Source organism: Allofournierella sp. CML151 (assembly GCF_027853465.1).
In the GTDB taxonomy this organism is placed as follows: Bacteria; Bacillota; Clostridia; order Oscillospirales; family Ruminococcaceae; genus Allofournierella.
On record NZ_JAPNNW010000014.1, the window covers coordinates 59092 to 79991 of the forward strand.

Here is a 20900-nt window from a genome sequence, read left to right on the forward strand (position 1 = left end):
GGATTCTCTCGAGCAATACATTCAGGCTTTTTCAAAGACCGTGCGCCCGCCCACCAGGGTGCGGACCACGGTGAGGTCCTCGTCCAGCACCACCAGATCGGCATCCCAGTCGGGGCGGATGCGGCCCTTCCGGTTGCCCATCTTCAAAAGGTCCGCCGGGTTCTCGGTGAGCAGCGGCAGAACCTCTTCCACCGGGCGGCCGGTAAACTTGACCAGGTTTTTCAGTGCCTGGCCGGTGGTCAGGGTACTGCCCGCACGGGTGCCGTTGCTGGCCAGCTTGGCGTCGCCGTCCTCCACCACCACGTCGTTCACGCCCAGCTTGTAGTTGCCGTCCGGCAGACCGGCGGCCATGATGCTGTCGGTGATGGCCACCACCCGGTCCAGGCCTTTGCACTTGATCAAAAAGCGCACGGTGCCCGGGTGCAGGTGCCGTCCGTCGCAGATGGCCTCACAGTATACGTCGGTTTCCAGCACTGCGCCCATGATGGCAGGGAAATGCTGGTGCAGCAGCTTCATGGCGTTGAAGGTATGGGTGGCAGAAGCCGCGCCCGCATCGATGCAGGCCATGGCGGTGTCGTAGTCCGCACCGGAGTGACCGATGGCCACCACCACCTCACCGGCAATCTGCCGGATCATGTCCGGCACGCCCTCCACCTCGGGGCTTACGGTCATGTATTTGATGCTGCCCTCAGCCGCCTTCGCGTAGCGGCGGAACAGCTCGGCGTTGCCCTTCTGCAAAAGATGCTCGGGCATGGCGCCCTTGTACTCGCTGGCCAGGAAGGGCCCTTCCAGATGCACGCCCAGCAGCTGGGCATGGTCGCCGGTCTGAGCCTTGGCCTGCTTGATCTGCTCAATGCACCACAGCGTCTGCTCCGGTGTATCGGTAAGCACACTGGCCAGCCAGCCGGTGGTGCCCTGGCTGGCAAAGAATTTGCCGATGGTGTTGTTCAGCTGGTCGGCGGTGGCCGCGTTCACGTCCACCCCGGCGCCGCCGTGGGTGTGCACATCGATGAAGCCGGGCACCAGACGCTTGCCGCCCAGATCCAGCACCTGGCAGCCCGCCGGGGCATCCACCCGGGGCGCCACCTGGGCGATGGTTCCGTTCTGGATCAGGACCTCCCGGTCCTCAAAGCGGTGATTGTGGTAGACCCGTGCGTTTTTGATCACAAGTTCCATGACTGGTTTCCTTTCCGTATTCTCAGGTTCAGAAGGGCTGCTGCGCCGCGTTGGCGTTGGTGATGATCATGGCGTCCGGATGGTTCTGGATCAGAGTTGCCGGGAAGTGAGCGCTCACCTGGCCATAGGCAGCCTGGCGCACCACGCTTCGGTGCCAGTCCCGGAATACGCCCAGACGGATCTTGCGGGCGCCCAGGATCTGCGCCATCCCGATGGTGATGCACTTCCTGGGCATGGCGTCGATGGCGCCGTTCAGATCGCCGATGGCGTTGGTGGTGCGGGTCTCCCGGCTGATGGTCAGCACCCGGGTGTTCAGTGCGGCAAACTCCTCGGCGGTCAGCTCGTCCTGGGGTTCGTTGAAGGCCAGATGGCCGTTGATACCAATGCCGCCGAAGGCAATGTCCACTCCGCCCAGCTGTTCGATGACCCGCTGCACCTTCTCGGTGTCGTGGGGGTCCGGGAAGACCCGCTGCTCCTCAGGCATCAGCAGCTCGGGGTCCACCTTGCTGTAAACGGTGCGCTCCATGAAGCCGCGGAAGCTCAGGGGGCTCTCCTTGTCGATCCATTCACCCTCATCGGTGAGGTATTCGTCCATATTGATGAACCAGCAGTTTGCAAGGCTCACCCGGTCCCGGTTGACCAGGCGCACGAAGATGGGATACTGCCCCACCGGGCCCACCGGGCAGATGAACACGGTCTTCTCGCCTTTGGCGTTGTGCTCCTTGATGGTATTCACCATCTCCAGTGCCAGCTCATAGAACACCTCGCCGGAATCCCCCAGCTTGAGCACAGGCACCTTTGCGTCCTTGCCCAGGTCCTGGGCGCTGATCTGATAATATTCGTACATGGCTGTTGACCCCTTTCCGAGAATCACTCATTCAAAAACAGATGCGATATATTCAGCTCCCGGATCATCTGGACGATCTCCTTGGTCCGGGAACATCCGAACTTGTGCAGAAGGCCCTTGATCTGGGTCTTCACGGTCACCACCTCCACACAGCGGATGGCAGCGATCTCCTTGACCTTTTTGTCCTGCAAAAGCAGCTTGACCAGCTCCCGCTCGGCGGCGGTGAGCTGGGATACGTTGTTGATGAAAAAAAGCAGGCTCTTTTCCGAGCGGCGCAGCCGGTTGTATTCCTCCAGCACCACCTCCTGGATGCGGGAATCCATCATGGGGTGCCCCGCATACACGCTGCGGATGTGCTCCAGCAGCTCGGCGTCCGGGCAGCCCTTTACAATGTAATCCGCCGCGCCGGTAGCCATGGCGGTGAGGATGGTCTTTTCGGTCTCGTGGGCGGTCAGGTAGACCACGCGGGTGTCAATGCCCGCATCCCGGATGGCCTCCGCCGCCATAATTCCGGCGGAGAGGCTCTCCATCTCAATGTCCATGAGCACCACATCGCTCTTTACGTTTTTGGCCAGCTCCAGAATTTTCGCTCCGGTGGACGCTGTGCCCACCACCTGCATGTCCGGCTGGGCGTTCAGCAGCTCGGCCATATCCTCCCGCAGAAGCTCCAGGTCCTCCGCAATCAAAATCGAGATCATTTCCTCACTCCTTCCCGGTTCAGCACCACTTCCTCATGTTCACCGCTCTCCAGCAGCACGTCCGTGCCGGCGGATCGGGCGGCATAGCGGGGCAGCAGGATCAGAAAACGTGTTCCCTGCCCCTTTTTGCTCTCCACACGCAAATGGCCCAGATGGCTCTTCACGATCTGGCGCACGTAGTAAAGGCCCATGCCCCAGTTCTGATTGGAATTTTTGCTGGAATAAAAGGGCTCAAAAATGCGTTTCTGCTCCTCCTGTGAGATGCCGGGCCCCTGGTCCGCCACCTCGATCACGGTGTACAGCCGCTCATTGTAGATATTCAGCCGTACCGCCCGGTCCGGCCCGGTACAGCCCGCCATCACCATGGCCTCCCAGCCGTTGGTAAGCAGGTTGTACAGCGCCTCCGCCAGATGCACGGTATCCGCCAGAATCTTCAGCCCCTCCGGCGCCTGCACCTGCACCCGGCCCTCCGGATACTTGTGCCGGAACCGCTCCGTGGCCTTCTGCGCCACCTGAGCGGCGGGCACCACGCTCAGATAAAGGCTCTTGGCCTTTACGCTCTGATACAGCTCCTCCATCCGCTGCAAAAGCGCCTCGTTGGTCTCATCCAGCATAGCGCTGTATTGCCGCAGCTTTTCCAGATCCGGCTGCGGCTCGGCCAGTGCGGCCTTGATGCGCTTGTGCAGCACCCGGTTGGCCAGCAGCTGATTCTTCATGCTGTGCACAAACACGCTCACGCCCATATTGGCCGCGTCGAATTTACGCTGCAGCACCAGCTCCTGCTGATTTTCCGAGATGTAGGTGCGGGTGTTGCGCAGCAGGGTGTAAAAGCACATAACGCCCGCCACGGCGGTGATGGCGATCACCGCGATATAACGGCTGGGCGAGAGGATGGGGTTCAGATACCAGATTCCCAAAAGCCACATGTAGTCGCTGCTGTAGAACAGATAAATCTGCGCCGGGTCCTGGGGGCAATACATGGCAAACAGCAGCCCCATGCTCAGCGGCAGCAGCGCCTTTGCCAGATAACGCTTTTTCAAAAACGAGATGCAGACGCTGAAATACTCGTAAATGAGCAGGACTGCGGCCAGCAGCAGATAGGCCCAGATCCAGGCAAGGCTCGCCTGTACCAGGAACTTCTGCAGCTCCAGCCGGTTATGAGTCAGCTGCTTGAACACCGGCGGCAGATACACAAGCAGAGTGAGCGCCGGCAGCAAAAAGAAAGCCCAGGCCTTTTTGCGCAGCGGCCGAAGCCGGGGGCTCAGGCTGTAATGCAAGGCCAGGGCCACCAGCAGCGGCGGGAATGTATAGCGCCCCACCGCCACAAAAAAGCCCAGCTGGCCCAGCGTCATCACCCGGTACTGAAAGAACCGGCGCACGTCACTGGTCAGATAAAACAGGGTTTCGATCTGGTTGCCGATGCCACCCTTCTTGGCGATGTAGGTGAGGATTCCCAACAAAAACACATCCAGCGAGAGCACCTGCCCCAGCACCAGCCAGCTTTCCTTGGAGCGGCGCAGTGCCAGCAGCACACCGCTGCCCGCCAAAAGCAAAACCATCAGAATCAGAACCATGCGCCGCTCTCCTCCTTTCCTTTTATCCGAACACGTTTTTAGCAATCACACCAAAAAGCGCCCGGGTCCCGCGGAGGAATCCGGGCGCTTTTCCTATTTCAGTGTAAAGCGCACAGGGCGTTTTGTAAAGGCTTTATTCGGCAGCGGCCAGCATGTTGTCGAACATGACATAGTCGGATACCGGTACCTCCGCCTCAATCTGGCCGTTCTTCAGGAAATCTTCCTGCTGGACCTTGTACATCTGCTCCATGCTGCCGTCGTTGATGGACTCGATCAGCTCGGCGCTGGTCTGCCACTCGGCGTCGCCGCGCTGCTGGTAGCAGGTCTCGTAGTCGGTCTTGGTCTGGTCAGCTACCCACTGGGCGATCTGCTCGTAGTTGGCTTCATCGGCGCGGAAGTCCTTCGCCTTCATCAGAGCCTTGGTGAAGGCCAGAATGGTGTCGGCGTTTTCCTCAGCATACTTGGGGGTCACGATCCAGCTGGAAACCGCGGCGGACTGGTCGGAGAACATCATGTTGTCGGCCAGGACCTTGTAATTGTCACCCAGCTGCTCCTGGATGGTGAAGGTCATGGGGCTCCAGGCGGCACAGGCATCCAGGCTGCCGCTCAGCATGGCGGTAACCAGAGCGGAGGCGTCCATCTCCTGGGCTTTGATGTCGTCCATGGTCATGCCGTGGGCTTCCAGCGCATACTTCAGAATCTGCTCGCTGGAGGTGCCGGAGGAGTAACCAACGGTCTTGCCCTTCAGGTCTTCGATGGTCTCGATGCCCTTGGAGGCGTCGGTGACCACTGCGTCGGCGTTGCCCACATGAGCCATGCAGAAGATCTTGGCCTGACCCTGAATGGCCAGCTTATGTGCGCCGGAGCCGATGTAGCCCACCTGAACGCTGCCGGATTCCATGGCGGCGATGATGGTGGGACCGTCGGCGAACTCCATCAGTTCCACTTCCAGGCCCTGCTCCTCAAAGTAGCCGTTGTGCTGGGCGGAAACCACCTCAGCCAGGCTGCCGTAGTTGGGCATGTAGCCCACAACGACCTTGGTCTTCTCGCCGGTGGAGGCCTCGGATGCGGTGGAAGCGGGAGCGCTGCCGGAAGAAGCGCCGCCGGTGCTGGTTGCAGTGGATGCGCCGGAACCGCCGCAGGCGGCCATGCTCAGAGCCATGCAGCCCGCGATGAGCAGGGATAACGCTTTTTTCATGATTGTTTCCTCCTGTTGTGTTTTCGGCGACCCGGAAGGGCTCGCCGGGATATTGGTCCGGACCGGCTGTTTTGTGCCCACGGCCCGGATAAGTACCATGTTGCTGTTACTTGCGCACTGCCAGGTACTCCTGATACACCTGGCTCCAGATGTAGTTCTTCAGCTCCAAAAAGCGGGGGCTCATCTTGGTCTCCTGAGTGCGGGGATACGGAATGTCGATGTCCACGATATCCTTGATGCGGCCGGGGCGTGCGCTCATGATAACCACGCGCTGGCCCAGGATGATGGCCTCTTCCACGTCATGGGTGATGAAGAAGCAGGTCTTCTGCTCCTTTTCCCAGGTGTCCAGCAGCTCGGTCTGCAGCTGGGTACGGGTCTGGGCGTCCAGAGCGCCGAAGGGTTCGTCCATCAGCAGCACCTGGGGGTTGGCGGCGTAGGCACGGGCGATGGCCACGCGCTGCTTCATACCGCCGGACAGCTCCTTCGGGTAGTGGTCCGCGAACTTTTCCAGGTCCACCATCTTCAGGTATTTCTGGATCTCGGCCTCCGCCTGCTCGCCCTTCACGCCGCGCATATCCAGCGCGAACTTGATGTTCTTTTTCACGGTGAGCCAGGGGAACAAAGCATACTGCTGGAACACCACGCCCCGGTCGGTGCCGGTACCGTGGACTTCCTTGCCATTGCAGATCACCCGGCCGCTGGTGGGCTCATGCAGGCCTGCAATAATGTTCAAAAGAGTGGATTTGCCGCAGCCGGAAGGGCCGACGACCGTGATGAATTCGTTTTCATGGATATCCAGGTTCACACCATTGAGGGCGACCATTTCGCCGTTGCGGCCATTGAATTTCTTGACCACATTCTCAATCTTGACCTTTATATCTCTCTCTTTTCCTGCCATCCCGTCAGCTTCCTTTCCAAAGTTTTGATGATTTTCTCGATGGTGATGCCAATGATGCCGATGATGATGATGTACAGCAGCATGGGAGCGGTCTCGAAGCTGTTGTTCAGGGTACGGATTCGCATGCCCAGGCCAGCGGAGGCGCCGGTGGACTCGGCAGCCACCAGGGTGGTCAGAGCAACGCCGGCGCCCAGGCGGACGGCGGTGAGGATGAAGGGCAGGGTGGCCGGGGCAATGACCCGGATGAAGATGTCCTTATCCGATGCGCCCAGAATGCGGGCGGCTTTGATCAGGGTCTCGTCGATGTTGATAACGCCCTGGTAGATGGTCACGCACATGATGAGGAAGGTGGCCAGAGTGATGACGATGATCTGGGGCTTGCGGCCGACGCCCGCGCCGATCACCACCAGCGGAACATAGGCCAGGGGCGGGATATTCCGCACGAACTGAATCCAGGGCTCCAGAATGTTGCGCACCGGCCGGTACCAGGCCATCAGGATGGCCACCGGAAGAGCGATCACAAAGCCCAGTGCGTAACCTGCGAACACCGAGATCAGGCTGCTGGCAATATCGGTGAACAGGCAGCCTCGGTCAATCATGACCTTGATCTGCTGCAGCACAACCACCACGTTGGGGAAGCAGCGGGCGGTGCTGGGCAGAATGGAAAGTATGTACCACAGGACCATTGCCGTTGCGAAGGAGATGAACAGCCACAACCGGTTCATCCACTTCGTATCCGACTGCAATTTGCTTTTCTTCATTGCGGACAAGCTCCTTTTTCTCAAGATTCATTTTCGCTGCCCCGCCCTGTGGCCGTGCACCTCACCGCTGGCATGGGACCGGTTTTTCTGTTTTTATTGTAGGATGGGGCCGGCGTTTCCACAAGTATGAAATTCTTTGATACCTTTTCTTGGTTTTTCCCTCTGTTTTGCCCCCGTTTTTGGGCAAATACAACAAAAAGGCCCACCTTGCTCTGCACAGGTGGGCCAATGGACTGTGTTATTCTTTTGTAAGCCGGGAAAAGTTTATCAAGCCGTTTCAGAACAAATTCCGGGGCAAACGCACGTCGGTGCGGGGTACCTTGTCCCAATCGAACACCGCCAGCAGCTCCTCGGGGCGGGCAGGCTCGGGTTTGTCCAGCAGCCCGGCCAGAAAGGCCAGCCGGCCGATGATTTCGGGCGCGGTGTAGCGGCTCTGCAGCTGCTCCAGGCTCACGTCCCCGTCCCGTTTCGAGAGCCGCCGACCGTCCTCTGCCAGCAGCAGCGGCAGGTGATAAAACCGGGGCGCGGGCAGGCCCAGCAGCCGGTAGAGGTACAGCTGGCGAGGGGTGCTCTCCAGCAGGTCCGCTCCCCGTACCACCTGGGTTACCCCCATCAGCGCGTCGTCCACCACCACCGCCAGCTGGTAGGCGTACACCCCGTCCGACCGGCGCAGCACAAAATCACCGCAGTCGGTCTTCAGGTTTTCCCGATAGGGGCCCAGGTGGCCGTCGGTGAATTCCACCGTCTCCTCCGGCACGATCAAGCGCATGGCGGGCTTGCGCTGGGCCGCCTTCTCCCGGCGCTGCTCCGCCGTCAGCCGGCGACAGGTGCCCGGGTAAACCGGGGTACCGTCCTCCCGGTGGGGAGCACTGGCCGCGTGCAGCTGGGCACGGCTGCAAAAGCAGGGGTACACAAGCCCCTGCTCCTCCAGCTTTTGATAGTAGGCATGATAAATCTCATCCCGCTGGCTCTGGTAATAGGGGCCATCCGGCCCGCCCCCTGAGCCACCCTCGTCCCACACAAGGCCCAGCCAGGAAAGATCCGCCTCCAGCTGGTCCGCATACATCCGGGGGCATCGGGCCTTGTCCAGGTCCTCAATGCGCAGCACCACCCGGCCATCCGCCTGCTTGGCGCTCAGCCAGGCCAGCAGGCTGCACATCAGGTTGCCCAGATGCATCCGCCCGGAGGGGCTGGGGGCAAACCGCCCGGTCTCAATCATGCTGCTTTCTCCCCCTTTGGCCGCGCTTGTGCTGCGCCGCCCAGTTTTTCTGTTCCGGTGTGATCCGATAGCTTTCCCGCATCTTCTGCAGAGCCTTGTTCCACACCGCATCCGGCAGCCCGGCCGCCTCCATGGCGGCGATGGTCTTCTCAAAATCTGTGACCGCGAACACCGAATAGCCCCAGGCCACGCCCATCCAGGCGTAATAGTCCGGCTGGCGGATGCGCCGGTACGCTTCAAAGCACCGGTCCAGCTCCTCGGGCTGGTTGAAGTGGGTCAGCAGCAGTACCGCCGCGAACCGGGCTTCAAACTCCCGGTCCGAACCGGCGTACTGTTGAATCAGAGAGAAATATTCCTCTTTGTATATCCTCGCATCCCGCAGACCGGCGCAGAAGCTGTCGCACACGGCCCAGTTGTGGATGCAGGGCACGAACTGCCGGACCAGCTCCAGCCGCCGGGCCGGGTCTGTTTTCACCTTGCCGATGAGCATGCCCCGCAGCAGAACCTCCTCAAAGGTCTCGTCCGGCGCGGCCAGCTCAGCGGGCCAATCCCCTTTTGCCAGCTGAGCGGCAGCCTTGCGAAGCAGCGGCAGCCGCACGCCCAGATAGTTTTCCACACCGGGCATCAGCTTGTGTTGAAAGTCCCGGTAGGCCGGGTCCGCCTGGGCAGCGAGCCGGGCCCGGGTTTCGCCGGTCACAGGGCCACCTGATAGCAGCCGTCGCCGTTGCAGCGCACGTCCGCACGGAACCAGGCGGCGCAGGCGTCTGCCAGCCACTGAACATCCTGCACGCCGGTCATCTCCACGCAGGAGTGCATGGCCAGCTGGGGCAGGCCGATGTCCGCCATGGGCACGCTCACCTGAGCACCCAGCAGGTTGCCCAGGGTGGAGCCGCCGGGCAGGTCGGGACGGTTGTAGTATTCCTGTACCGGCACCTTGGCGGTATCGCACAGGCTGTGGAACAGCGCGCCGGTCACGCCGTTGGTGGTGTATTTCTGGCTGGCGTTGAACTTGAGCACCACGCCGCCGTTCAGCTTCACCGGGCTGGCCGCATCGCTCATCTCGGCAAAGTTCGGATGGATGGCATGGCCGTTGTCGGCGCTGAGCAGCAGGCTGTTTGCCAGCGCGCGGCGGCGATCCTGCTCGTTTTCGCCCAGAGCCTGACCGGCCCGGGCCAGCACATCCGGCAAAAAGCTGCCGCAGGCACCCTGCCGGGTGCCGCTGCCCACCTCTTCATTGTCGAACAGGCACCAGACCCGACCCTGGCGGGAGGCCGGAGCCCCCAGGAATCCCCACAGGGTGGCCCAGGCGCAGCCCAGGTCGTCCAGACGGGGGCAGAGCAGGAATTCCGCCTCGCCGCCCACGGTCTGACCCTTGTCCTTGCAGTAGAGCTGCAGGTCGGTGCCCAGAATCTCCGCCGGCGTGCAGCCCGCGGCCTTGGCCAGAAGCTCGGTGTAGCAGGCATTTTTATCCGGCCCGGCGAAGATGGCCTGCATGTCCTTTTTCAGGTCATACTTGTGGCCGTCGTTCACAGTGCGGTCGAAGTGGATGGCCAGGTGCGGAATCACCGCGCTCACGCCCTCCAGGTTCACCAGGCGGCTCTCCACGCCGCGCTCGGTCTTCACCAGCACGCGGCCCGCAATGCCCAGCGGCCGGTCCAGCCAGGCGGAGCGGATCATGCCGCCGTAGCCCTCGGTGTTCAGCATGGTGAAGCCCGCCTGCTGGCTCGCGCCCTTCACCTTGAAGGAGGGGCTGTCGCTGTGAGCGGCGCTCATCCGCCAGCCCTCGCCCGCGGTCTGGGGCATCACAAAGGCGATCAGGCTGGACTGGTTGCGGGTCACGTAATATTTGCCGCCGGGCACAAGGCTCCAGTTCTCGGTCTCATTCAGGGCCGCAAAGCCCGCCTGCTCCAGCCGCCGGGCACTCTCGGCCACCGCGTGGAAGGGGGTAGGGCTCTTTTCGATGTAAGCAAACAGATCCTGATGGATTGCCATAACAATCATTCCTCTCTGAAAAAGCAATTTATCTGCCTTCGATTATACGGCGGCAGCCCGCCGCCCGTCAATGCAGCCTTGCCAAGCATGAGCAAATTGGATACAATCAGGGTAGAAAGACCGCCTTTTCATCCGGCCTTTGGGAGGTGCCTTGTATGAAACTGTTCCGCGTTGGCCGACGACTACTGCCGTGCTCCCAACTGGAAGATTCTGGCGCTGGTGAAATTCTGCCTGTTCTCCGTGGGAATCATCTGCGGCATCCTGCTGCCCCGCCATCGGCGCAGCCGGGGCGGTGTTCGCTGTCACCTACATTCCTTTGATGACCAGCTTTTTCCGCTTCTGGGCAAAAGACAAAACCTGAGCCGCGCCGGAAAGGACTCCGTTATGCCCAAAAAACTTCTTCTGCTTGTGCTGACCCTCACCCTTGCCGCCGGGCTGTGCGGCTGCGAAAAGGGCCTGGAACCCATGCAGCTGCAGGCCGCTCCGGTGAGCGAGGAGACCCGGCAGGTGCTGGACCTCATTGACAATGAACTCACCCTCTGGGAGTACCGGCTGAACGACGGCACCTACACCATGGTGGCGGACCTCTGGGTCTGCCAGGACGGCAGCTGGGAAAAGACCAATCTGCTCACCGGCCCAGCCGCCGGGCAGGCAGAGTTTGCAATGCGGCTCACCGCCAGTCAGGCAGAGCTGATCATCCTGGAGGAAACCGGCACAACGTGCTACGCCATCCCCTGCCCGGTGGACGTGACCAGCGCGTCCGGCGTGTGCAGTTATTCCTCGCTGACCTCCGGCTCCACCATCTCCTCCGGGGCGGAGATTCCGCTGCTGGCCCGGCTGGGCTGGGACAATTCCGCCGACCCGGTGCCCACCGACTGGCAGAACTTCCAGGACAGCGGCTGCGACACCGGCGTGGCCGTGACGGTTACCTTCACCGAAGCTGCTGAAAACTGAATACACAACAAAGGAGCCGCCCGGTTGGGCGGCTCCTTTGCTTTTGTTTGTGCAATCAATATGGGATGGCAATCAGCCCGCGGCCTGCTCCAGGCACTGGGCAACCGCCTTCTTGATGCGGTTGGAGGACAGGGTGGCACCGGCAACGCCATCCACGTCCAGGGAGTTGCTCTCCACAATGGCGGCGGGCACCTTCTCCAGAGCGGGACCGGCAATGGCCTCGGTCTCCTTGTTCTCGGTCACTTCCACGGAGGCGATCTTGCCGTCCGCGATGGTCACAGCCACGGTCATGGGGCCTTCCTGGCCGTCCACGGTGGCGGTGTAGTCGCCGTCGGTCAGGGTGGCGCTGCTCATGTCGAACAGGCTGTCACTGGCAGCCTTCTCTTTTACGAACAGCTCCTCATCCAGAATATTGGAGGCAGCCTTTACGGTGTAGCCGGTGGCCAGCTCGCCCTTCATCACGTTCTGAGCAGCGATGCGGCCGAAGGTGATGGGGCCCATCACGCCGGTACCGCCGGACACGAACTTGCCCCAGATGCCGCCCACGACCTCACCGGCGGCGTACAGGCCGGGGATGGCGTTCCCGCTCTCGTCCAGCACCTGCATCTGCTCGTTGGTGGTAATGCCGCCCAGGGTCATGACGCACAGCGCGTGCAGGGGCACGGCGTAGAAGTGGTCGCCCTCGATCTTGTTCACAGCCAGCTTGTAGGTGTCGCGGCTGTCGTCGTAGCTGCGGCCGAACTCGTCGGTGCCGCCCTCTTCCACGCTCTGGTTGTAGGCGTCCACGGTGGCGATCAGGTTCTCAGCAGGCACGCCGATCTTCTCGGCCAGCTCTTCCAGGCTGGAGGCCTCCTGCAGCACATGGTGGCCCATGGAATCCTCGCTGCCGAACATCAGGTCGTACATACCGGCGCCCTTGTTGGCCCGCAGATCCTCCAGGATCTTGTCGGTGTAGATGTCGTACTGCACTGCGCCGGGCTGCTCCTCCAGAGCAACCTCACGCACAGAGGGGTTGGACTCGCACTCGTTCACGAAGCGCTCGCCGTTCTGGTTCACCACGATGCCGCCGGCCTTCCAGGTGTAGGTGGAGGCGATGGTGCCGGTGGTGGGGTTGTCGGCGCTTTCCAGGCCCATGGGGAAGGTGGGGATGTAGCTCATGCTCTCCTCATTCAGAGCAGCGCCCACCTTCTGCATCAGCAGCAGGCCGTTGCCGTCCGCGGTGGCGGGACCGCCGATCAGGTAGTCGGCGCCGTTCTCGGCGTACTTGCCCATCAGCTTGGAGTTGGCGGAGTAGCCGCCGGTGGCCACGATGATGCCCTTGGAGGCATCGAAGCGGGTCAGATCGCCGGTGTTCTGGTCCTCGCCCACCACGCTGAGCACCTGGCCCTGGTCGTTGGCCAGCAGCTCGATGGCCTTGGTGTTGTAAACGATCTCGATCTTGTCGTTGGCCTTCACCACCTTGTCCATCACCTCGTGGGCGGCGGACTTGTAGTTGGCGGTATCCTTGGCCTTGGTCTTATAGGTGCGGGGGATGGAGTACAGGGCATGCTCGGGGGCGAACACGGCGCGCTTGCCCTCAGCATCGGTGTTGAAGGTGTACTCACTCAGGCCGTTGTCCCACAGCCACTGGAAGGCGTTGATGTCCTCGGCCACAAACTCGCGCACCATGGCCTCGTTGGGCTTGCCGCCGAAGTCGCTGCCGTTCTTCAGGATGTCCTGTACAAAGCTCTCCTGGCTGTCCTCCACGCCGTCCTCCTTCTGGATGACGCTCTCAGCGCAGGCCATGCTGCCGTTGGTGTAGTTCAGAGAGCCGCCGGTCTTGCCGGTGACCTCCAGGATGATGACCTTCTCGGCGCCGTTGGCGGTGGCTTCGCTGGCGGCGGACAGGCCCGCGCCGCCTGCACCGATGATCACCACATCGGCGGTCTCGGTGGCGTCGTACTCGGTGCCGGTCTCGCTGGCAGCCTGGCTGGCGGCCTGGCTGGAAGCCGGGGCGGACGAAGCGGTCTGGGTGCTGCCGCAGCCGGCCAGGCTGGCCGCCATGCAGAGCGCCATGAGCATTGCGATCACGCGTTTCATTTGGTTTCCTCCGTTATTCCTTCTGTTTGTGGGCGGGGCGGCTGTTGGGGCCCCGCGTTTCGCTGGTCTTTTGGCGGGCGCTGTTCTTCCCACCGTCAGACTGTGCTTTGATTATATCAGTTGTTAAATTTTGAACACAATCCGATTTTCAGCCCAAAACTGAATAAAATCATTCCCAACTGCGGCAATATCCTGTTATCATAAAGAAAAAGGAGGTGATGGCCCATGCAGGCCTTCCGGCCGAATCCCATTGTGCGGGACGCACTGAGCGACACACTGGAAAGCTTCCGGTACGACATCCGCCATCTGGGGCTGTTTCGCAGCACGCCGCCCCACCCGGCCAAGACCACCGTGGGCGTAAGCTACAAACTGGTATTTTTATTCCGTGGTCAGGTGCGGTTTGAATCCGGTGCGCTGCAGTTTTCCCTCACCCCGGGCGATGTGCTGATCGTTCCCCCCTTCGTGCGCTACACCGCGTCGGGTACAGGCGAGGAGCCCATGGAATACGGCTATGCCTATTTCGATTTTGCCGACCGGGCAATGGAGACCGACTTTGCCACCCTGTTCGCCTGCTCCTCCCCGGTCTGCCTGCACGGGGTGCTGGATGAATTCCACAGTCAGGCAGCCCATCACCTGATCGACCATCTGGACCCCCAGGCTCCCGGCGCCCACCTCACCGCCCATCTGATTCTGGAGCATCTGATGCTGGGCATGCTGCGCAGCCAGCTGAACGCCGCCCCGGAGCTGGAACGTGTCCTGGCCGACCCCAGTGCCCAGCTGGTGCACCGGTGCATCGACGCGCTGCGCCGGATGGAGCCGTCCGAGTTCACCGTGAACCGGCTCTGTGAAGAGGTACACGTCTCCCAGAGTTACCTGTACAAGTGCTTCCAGAAGGCCATGAACTGCTCGCCCAACCGGTTCCTCACCCTCTACCGGCTCAAGCTGGCTGAGCGGGAGCTCTGCCGCTCCAGCGCCACCATTCAGCAGCTGGCGGAGCAGTACGGCTACACCAGCGCCGCCGCCTTCAGCCACGTGTTCCGGCAGTACTTCGCCGTCTCCCCCGCCGCCTGGCGAAGGGGCAGGCGCAGCGCCATTGAGAAAAAGCCCTGACCAAGCTTTTCCCGGCCCGAAAAATCCGCCCAGGTCTCCCTGCCTCATCGCACCCGTTCTCCCGCAAGCAAAAATGCTCCCCCACCGGGCTTATCCGGCGAGGGAGCATTTTCTTTTCGTAATACTGTCTTAAAAAATACAGATTGTATTTTTACTTCACAACCACCAGTTCATACTCCCGGGTACCCACGCCGATCTTTTCGGCATGCTCGGTGCAGACCCGCCAGTCGGTGATGGGGGCGGAGTCGATGAAATGGTCGCCGCAGCTGCAGAAGCCGGGAGCCTTCAGGTTGTCGTCCAGCTGGCTGCCGGGGATGGGGGGCATGTTGTTGCAGGCGTCGGCGCAGGCCTGGTCCAGAGCCACCGGATCGAAGGAAGCGAACATGCCCACATCCGGGATGATGGGCAGATCGTTCTCACCGTGGCAGTCGCAGTTGGGAGAAACGTCAATCACCAGATTGATGTGGAAGTTGGGCCGGTTCTGCACCACAGCCTTGGCGTACTCGGCAATGCGGCAGTTCAGCTCGTCCACCGCTGCGTCGTAGTCGCCGCCGATGGCGTCGAAGTTGCAGTGAGCCAGGCAGCGGCCGCAGCCCGCGCATTTGTTGTGGTCGATATAAGCGGTGCCGCCCTCGCCGGTGAAGGAGATGGCATCCTGGGCGCAGATCTTGGCGCAGGCATGGCACTTGCGGCAGAGGGACTGATCCACATTGGGCTTGCCTGCGGCGTGCTGCTCCAGCTTGCCGGCCCGGCTGCCGCTGCCCATACCCAGGTTCTTCAGCGCACCGCCGAAGCCGGTGTTCTCGTGGCCCTTGAAGTGATTCAGACTGATGATCACATCCGCATCCATGATGGCCCGGCCGATCTTTGCCACCTTCACGTGCTCGCCGCCCTCCACAGGCACCTCTGCCTCATCGGTACCCTTCAGACCGTCGGCAATGATGATCTGGCAGCCGGTGGAATAGGGAGTGAAGCCGTTTTCCATGGCGGCGTCCATGTGCTCCAGCGCATGCTTGCGGCGGCCCACATACAGGGTGTTGCAGTCGGTCAGGAAGGGGCGGCCGCCCAGCTCCTTGACCACGTCGGCCACCGCCTTGGCGTAGTTGGGGCGCAGGTAGGCCAGGTTGCCCGGCTCGCCGAAGTGAATCTTGATGGCAACAAACTTGCCCTCCATATTGATCTGACCGATGCCCGCAGTGCGGATCAGCTTCTGCAGCTTATCCAGCAGGTTCATACCGGGCTTTGCCCGCAGGTCGGTAAAATAAACCTTTGCCTTTTCCATGCAAATCTCCTCCGTTCAAACATCCTTTTCAAACTCTTATCGCAAAGAGAACACCCGGCCCCGGCCGGATGTTCTCTTTCCTTGTTTTGATTCAGCCACCGCGGCTTACAGGCCCAGCAGGGCGGCCGCCAGCACCACGATGCCCAGAGCGATGCGGTACCAGCCGAACACCTTGAAGTCGTGCTTCTTCACGAAGTTCATCAAGAAGCCGATGGACAGCACACTCACCACAAAGGCCACTGCGCAGCCCAGGCCCAGCACGACCAGCTGCTCGCCAGTGAACGCCATGCCCTCCATCAGGTACTTGACCACCTTCAGGGCGCTGGCGCCGAACATGACCGGGATGGCCAGAAAGAAGGTGAACTCTGCCGCCACCGGACGGCTCGCGCCCAGCAGCAGGCCGCCCACGATGGTGGCGCCGCTGCGGGAGGTGCCGGGAATCATGGCCAGCACCTGCCAGAAGCCGATGATCAGCGCATCCTTATAAGTAAGCTGGTCAATGCTGCGGATGCGGGGCTTTTTGTGCCGGTTCTCGATGAGGATGAAGAACACACCATACAGAATCAGCATGGCCGCAACCACAATGTAGTTGTACAGATGCTCCTCCAGCCAGTCGTCCAGTAAAAGGCCCAGCACCATGGCGGGCAGGGTGGCCACCACAATCTTGAACCACATCACCCAGGTGTTTTTCTTGATATATCCCTTCGACTTATCCGCGCAGAAGGGCCAGAGCTTGGGGAAGAAAAGCACCACCACTGCCAGGATCGCGCCCAGCTGAATCACCACCCGGAACAATTCCAGGAAGGACTCGTCGAATCCCATGTTCAGATACTTTTCCGCCAGGATCAGATGCCCGGTGCTGCTCACCGGCAGCCATTCGGTGATCCCTTCAATGATCCCGTACAGGATCGTTTTAATCCATTCCATTGTTTCGCCTCGCTTGTTTTCTGGCATTTGTCACCTGCCGGGGGTCCGGCAGGTACCATAACAGTATACCACAGGAAAGTGCAAAACAGAACGCCCTTTTTCTGCTGGGCTCTTCCTTTTCCGGATAAAATACAGTATAATCGGAGTAATCGAAGGATGTGGGCCGCCCGTGGGGCTTCGGGCCCATATCTCGCTGTTTTTTTCAATTTTTTTATGCTATAAAAGAGGTGTTTTCTTGAATATCCTTGTTGTAGGCTGCGGCCGTGCCGGCGCCAATATCGTGCGTATCCTGGAACAGATGGGCCACGAGGTCTCGGTCATGGATTCCAGCCCGGATGAGCTTCAACGGCTGGAGGGCGTGGACGGCTACCATTTTTCCGGCGTAGCCGCGGTGGGCATTCCCATCGATATCGACGACCTTCGTCAGGCCGGCATCGAAACCTGTGACGCGGTGGCCATCGCCACCCCGGACGACAGTGTGAACATCATGGTGGCCCAGATTGCCAAAAACATCTTTCATGTGCCCCGGGTCATCACCCGTGTGACCGACCCCGCCCTGAAGAACTTCTTCACCAAGGAGTTCGGGCTGCGCACCGTGTGCACCACCAGCCTGACGGTGGAAAGCATGCTGCTGGGCCTGTTGGACGATCAGGAATCCCGCAGTGTGACCATCGGCGCAACCACCACCGCATTTGTCACCGTTCCGGTGAGCCTGCGGGACGTGGGCCACAGCCTGAACCGCATCCGCCCGCCGGAGGGCGACCTGCTCTACGGCGTATTGCGGGCCGACACCACCGTGGAACTGGCGGTGGAGCCCATGCCGGTGCTGGAAGAGGGCGACCAGATCATCTTCGCCCGCATCGCAGACTGAGGCACAAAGCAGCAAGGAAGAGGAATCAATTATGAGAGTAATGATTGTCGGCGGCGGCAAGGTGGGCTACTACATGGCAAAGACCCTGCTTGACCACGGCCACCAGCCCATCGTGATCGAAAAGGACCGCAAGCTGTGCAACCAGGTGGCCAATGACCTGGACATCCCTGTGACCCAGGGCGACGGCTCCACCGTGGAATATCTGGAGGCCGCGGGCTGCGGCCGCTGCCAGGCTCTGGTGGCAGTAACCGGCCGGGACGAGGTGAATCTGATCACCTGCCAGATTGCAAAGCGGGTCTTCCATGTGGAAAAGACCGTGGCCCGTGTCAACAACCCCAAAAACACCGAGGTGCTGCGCCGCCTGGGCGTGGACATTGCTGTGTCCAGCACCGATAACCTGGCCCGCATTCTGGAGCGCGAGGTGGAAACCGCCGCCATCCAGCAGGTGCTGAACCTGGCGGGCGGCACCGCCACCGTGTTCGAGATCCAGATTCCGGACCGGTTCAAGTACAACGGCAAAAGCCTGGCGCAGATTCCCATTTCGGAATCCGCCGTTATCATCGCCATCACCCGCGCGGGCGAACTGCTGATTCCACGTGGTAACACCCAGATCCTGAATGGCGACAAGGTGCTCTGCGTCGCGCGGGACACCGCGATCCATGAATTGATGCAGGACTGGGGCCTGGCCAACGGCTGACGCCATTTCCCGCCTGTTTACAAAGGAGGTCCGTACCCGTGCTGCGTTTTACCGCGAGTGCCGGCGGCGCCCGGGTGGTGGCCCTTTGGCTGCTGCTTCCCGGCGCGGTGCTGGCCCCCTTTGTTTTCTGGCAGACCTTCTGGGGCGGCGTGCTGTTTTGTGCCGTCTGGCTGTTTTTCTGTGCGGTGTGTGTGCCGCTGCACCTGTCCACCGTGCGGGGCAGCGTCTCACTGGGTGAGGTGCGCATCAGCCGGGGCATTCTGTTCAAATCCAGCCGCCGGGTTCCCACCCGGTTTGTGACGGGTGTCTGCCGCATCCGCACCCCGCTGCTGGCACTCACTCACAGCAGCCTTCTGGTGGTGTACACCAGTGGCTGTGTGCTGTTCCTGCCCCCGGTCTCGGACGAGGATGCCGGCCCGCTGATTCATGCACTGGGAGGAGGCAGCCTATGAGCACTGTACGCGCCCAGGGGCGCTTCCACATCGTTTTTATCGTCAAATACATTCGCTATGGCCTGATCCTCTGCCTGGTGCCCATGCTCCAGGCGCTGATTGCCTTCGACCTGCCCAGCCTGACCAAGGCTCTGCGGCAGGATGCCGCCATCCTGGTGGGGATGGCGCTTTTTTCGTTTGTCATCTGGCGGCGGTGCGGCTTCTTGCTCACCCACCGTCAGCTCACCCTGCGCCGGGGTATCCTCTGGCACCGCCAGCAGGTGATCCGCCCGTCGCAGCTGGCCGTCATCCAGCTGGACCGGCCCATCTATCTGCGGCTGGTGGGCTGCACCCGGGTGCGGCTGTTTGCCGCCTCCAGCGCCGCCTTCGGCCAGGTACAGTTCTTCCTGCCCCGCCGCCAGGCCGCAGTGCTGGCGGAATGCCTGATGCCGGTGCAGTCGGCCTCCTCCTTTTTCGCTCCCACCGGGGCCGAGCGGCTGCGCTTCACCATGCTCAGCGCCAACCTGGTCACCACCTCGCTTCTGGTGGTCTTCAGCGCCCGGCAGACCCAGGATCTGATCGGCAACAACCTGGGCGTGGACCTGGGCTCGCTGGCCATGGCCAACCTGGGCCGTCTGGAACGGTTGGCCGAGCTGTTTCTGCCCGCCGGTGTGGCCTGGCTGTTCACCCTGATCTTCACCCTGTGGGGCATCGCCCTGTTCTTTTCCCTGCTGGCCACCGCCAACTTTCGGGTAAGCCGCAGCGGCGGTGTAATCCTCGCCAAGGGCGGGCGCATCAATCTGACCGAACGGCGCATCCTGGCCTCTGCGGTGAGCTATTGCGACATCCGCGTCACCCCCATCTCCCGGCTGCTGCGCCGGTACCCGGTGTTTCTGTGCGCCGGAAGCTACACCGGCGCAGACCTGCCCATTCTGGTCTACGGCAAGGGACGGGATGCTCTTTTGCAGGCGCTGATGCCTCAGTTTATCCCCCCGAGACCGGTGGCGGGTATCACCGCCAACCGCAGCTGGCCCCAGTTTCTGTGGAAGAGCGGCGCAATGCTTGCCTTCTGCGGCATGCTGTGTGTGGTATCGGTGTGGAAGATGCCTCAGCTCACCCCGCTGCTGCTGGTCCCGCTGGCCGTCTGCGCCGGTCTGACGGCCGCATCGGTGGAGGGCTGGTTCACCGAGGGCGTGGCCCGCAACTCCAACGGCACTATGGCGGTGTGCTACACCCGTCTGTTCAGCCGCCATCAGCTGTGCGTCTTCACACCAAACCTCTCGCTGGCCTGGATGCAGACCCCCTTCTCGGAGGCGGTGGGCCGCTGCACCCTGACCATTCACCTGCCCTGCCGCCGCCGCATCCGGGTGCGCAGCATCAAAAAGCTGGCGGCAGACCACCTGCGGCTGGTGGCCTGAGGGTGTTATCACTGTTCTCATCGCCAAGGAGGCGGAATTTGCTTTGTATCGCTATGTGATTTTTGATCTGGACGGAACCCTTTTGAATACGCTGGAGGACCTGGCTGCCGCAGGCGAATACGTCTGTGCCCAAAACGGCTGGCCCGCCCACACGCTGGACGAATACCGCTATTTCGTGGGCAACGGCATCCCCAAACTCTGCGAGCGGTTCTCCCCTGCGGACCAGCGCAGCCCCGAGCGACTGGCCCGGACGCTGGAACAGTTCACCCGCTACTACGATGCCCACAAGGAGGACGCCACCGCGCCCTATCCGGGTATTGATACCCTGCTGGATGCCCTGCAGGCCGCTGGCGTGGTCTTCGGCGTACTCACCAACAAGGCCCATCCCCTGGCCAAGGGCGTGCTGGAGCACTATTTCCCCGGCCGTTTCACCTTTGTGCAGGGGGCTCTGCCCGGCATTCCGGTGAAGCCGGACCCCACCGGTCTTCACCAGCTGATGGCTGCCATGGGCGCGGATGCTGCCTCCACCCTCTTTGTGGGCGACAGCAACGTGGACATCCGCACCGCCAAAAACGGCGGTCTCGCGGGCTGCGGCGTGCTCTGGGGCTTCCGCACCGAGGAGGAGCTGCGCGGCGAAGGAGCGAACCATATTGCCGCCGACCCCGCCGCGCTGGCGCGGATCATTCTGGAATAACCGGATTGCCTAAAAGCACTGTTTCTCTTTTACATAGGCAGACATCCCGCCGCGCTGCATGCCCGGCTTCTAAA

Annotated in this window: 20 protein-coding genes; 7 read left to right on the forward strand and 13 right to left on the reverse strand. The window is 61.6% G+C overall.

What is annotated here, in order from left to right:
* Nucleotides 1–21: 21 nt before the first annotated feature.
* From nagA to PH256_RS10880, 10 genes are all read right to left on the reverse strand, one after another.
* Entirely contained in the window at nucleotides 22–1176 is a 1155-nt protein-coding gene (nagA, locus tag PH256_RS10835) for an N-acetylglucosamine-6-phosphate deacetylase (RefSeq protein ID WP_270914190.1), read from the reverse strand.
* Nucleotides 1177–1204: 28 nt separating this feature from the next.
* The gene (locus tag PH256_RS10840; RefSeq protein WP_270914191.1) at nucleotides 1205–2023 is read right to left on the reverse strand and encodes a glucosamine-6-phosphate isomerase; all 819 of its coding nucleotides are present in this window, start codon (nucleotides 2021–2023) and stop codon (nucleotides 1205–1207) included.
* Nucleotides 2024–2046: 23 nt separating this feature from the next.
* Complete coding sequence (locus PH256_RS10845; RefSeq protein WP_087183075.1) at nucleotides 2047–2721, reverse strand: response regulator transcription factor; 675 nt, start codon at nucleotides 2719–2721, stop codon at nucleotides 2047–2049.
* On the reverse strand, nucleotides 2718–4295 hold the full coding sequence (locus tag PH256_RS10850; protein WP_270914192.1) for a sensor histidine kinase: 1578 nt from the start codon (nucleotides 4293–4295) through the stop codon (nucleotides 2718–2720). The genes PH256_RS10845 and PH256_RS10850 overlap by 4 nt, the downstream gene beginning before the upstream one ends.
* A 133-nt stretch (nucleotides 4296–4428) precedes the next feature.
* A complete protein-coding gene (locus PH256_RS10855) occupies nucleotides 4429–5493 on the reverse strand; it encodes an ABC transporter substrate-binding protein (protein ID WP_087183073.1) in 1065 nt (354 codons plus the stop codon).
* Between the two features lie 106 nt (nucleotides 5494–5599).
* Nucleotides 5600–6391, reverse strand: coding sequence for an ABC transporter ATP-binding protein (locus PH256_RS10860; protein ID WP_087182558.1), 792 nt, complete (start codon nucleotides 6389–6391; stop codon nucleotides 5600–5602).
* Nucleotides 6367–7152, reverse strand: a complete 786-nt coding sequence (locus PH256_RS10865; RefSeq protein WP_270914193.1) for an ABC transporter permease — start codon at nucleotides 7150–7152, stop codon at nucleotides 6367–6369. The genes PH256_RS10860 and PH256_RS10865 overlap by 25 nt, the downstream gene beginning before the upstream one ends.
* A gap of 277 nt (nucleotides 7153–7429) precedes the next feature.
* Nucleotides 7430–8371 carry a tRNA glutamyl-Q(34) synthetase GluQRS gene (gene gluQRS / locus PH256_RS10870; RefSeq protein ID WP_270914195.1) on the reverse strand — a complete coding sequence of 314 codons (942 nt, stop codon included), beginning with the start codon at nucleotides 8369–8371 and terminating at the stop codon, nucleotides 7430–7432.
* On the reverse strand, nucleotides 8364–9068 hold the full coding sequence (locus PH256_RS10875; RefSeq protein ID WP_270914196.1) for a DNA alkylation repair protein: 705 nt from the start codon (nucleotides 9066–9068) through the stop codon (nucleotides 8364–8366). Before PH256_RS10875 ends, gluQRS begins: the two co-directional genes overlap by 8 nt.
* Nucleotides 9065–10363 carry a M18 family aminopeptidase gene (locus tag PH256_RS10880; RefSeq protein WP_270914197.1) on the reverse strand — a complete coding sequence of 433 codons (1299 nt, stop codon included), beginning with the start codon at nucleotides 10361–10363 and terminating at the stop codon, nucleotides 9065–9067. The genes PH256_RS10875 and PH256_RS10880 overlap by 4 nt, the downstream gene beginning before the upstream one ends.
* Nucleotides 10364–10534: 171 nt before the next feature.
* Here PH256_RS10880 and PH256_RS10885 point away from each other — a divergent pair, with 171 nt between their 5' ends.
* Nucleotides 10535–11317 carry a hypothetical protein gene (locus PH256_RS10885; protein WP_270914198.1) on the forward strand — a complete coding sequence of 261 codons (783 nt, stop codon included), beginning with the start codon at nucleotides 10535–10537 and terminating at the stop codon, nucleotides 11315–11317.
* 72 nt (nucleotides 11318–11389) lie between these two features.
* On the opposite strand, the gene PH256_RS10890 is transcribed toward PH256_RS10885, so the two are convergent.
* Nucleotides 11390–13396 (reverse strand): FAD-binding protein, encoded by a 2007-nt coding sequence (locus PH256_RS10890; protein ID WP_270914199.1) that lies wholly within the window; start codon nucleotides 13394–13396, stop codon nucleotides 11390–11392.
* Nucleotides 13397–13621: 225 nt separating this feature from the next.
* Here PH256_RS10890 and PH256_RS10895 point away from each other — a divergent pair, with 225 nt between their 5' ends.
* Complete coding sequence (locus PH256_RS10895) at nucleotides 13622–14506, forward strand: helix-turn-helix transcriptional regulator (protein ID WP_270914200.1); 885 nt, start codon at nucleotides 13622–13624, stop codon at nucleotides 14504–14506.
* Between the two features lie 151 nt (nucleotides 14507–14657).
* Here PH256_RS10895 and PH256_RS10900 read toward each other — a convergent pair whose 3' ends face one another.
* Nucleotides 14658–15788: a DUF362 domain-containing protein gene (locus tag PH256_RS10900; protein ID WP_087183065.1), complete on the reverse strand. Its 1131-nt coding sequence runs from the start codon at nucleotides 15786–15788 to the stop codon at nucleotides 14658–14660.
* A gap of 105 nt (nucleotides 15789–15893) precedes the next feature.
* Entirely contained in the window at nucleotides 15894–16715 is an 822-nt protein-coding gene (locus PH256_RS10905) for an undecaprenyl-diphosphate phosphatase (RefSeq protein WP_270914201.1), read from the reverse strand.
* 235 nt (nucleotides 16716–16950) lie between these two features.
* Between PH256_RS10905 and PH256_RS10910 the strand changes: the two genes are divergently transcribed.
* From PH256_RS10910 to PH256_RS10930, 5 genes are read left to right on the forward strand one after another with little or no spacing between them, the layout of a single operon-like run.
* Entirely contained in the window at nucleotides 16951–17586 is a 636-nt protein-coding gene (locus PH256_RS10910) for a potassium channel family protein (RefSeq protein ID WP_270914202.1), read from the forward strand.
* Nucleotides 17587–17617: 31 nt separating this feature from the next.
* Nucleotides 17618–18283, forward strand: a complete 666-nt coding sequence (locus PH256_RS10915; RefSeq protein WP_087183062.1) for a potassium channel family protein — start codon at nucleotides 17618–17620, stop codon at nucleotides 18281–18283.
* A gap of 38 nt (nucleotides 18284–18321) precedes the next feature.
* Nucleotides 18322–18735 carry a hypothetical protein gene (locus PH256_RS10920; RefSeq protein WP_270914203.1) on the forward strand — a complete coding sequence of 138 codons (414 nt, stop codon included), beginning with the start codon at nucleotides 18322–18324 and terminating at the stop codon, nucleotides 18733–18735.
* Nucleotides 18732–20132, forward strand: coding sequence for a PH domain-containing protein (locus PH256_RS10925; RefSeq protein WP_270914204.1), 1401 nt, complete (start codon nucleotides 18732–18734; stop codon nucleotides 20130–20132). Before PH256_RS10920 ends, PH256_RS10925 begins: the two co-directional genes overlap by 4 nt.
* A gap of 43 nt (nucleotides 20133–20175) precedes the next feature.
* A complete protein-coding gene (locus tag PH256_RS10930; RefSeq protein WP_270914205.1) occupies nucleotides 20176–20826 on the forward strand; it encodes an HAD family hydrolase in 651 nt (216 codons plus the stop codon).
* The last annotated feature ends 74 nt before the right edge of the window (nucleotides 20827–20900 follow it).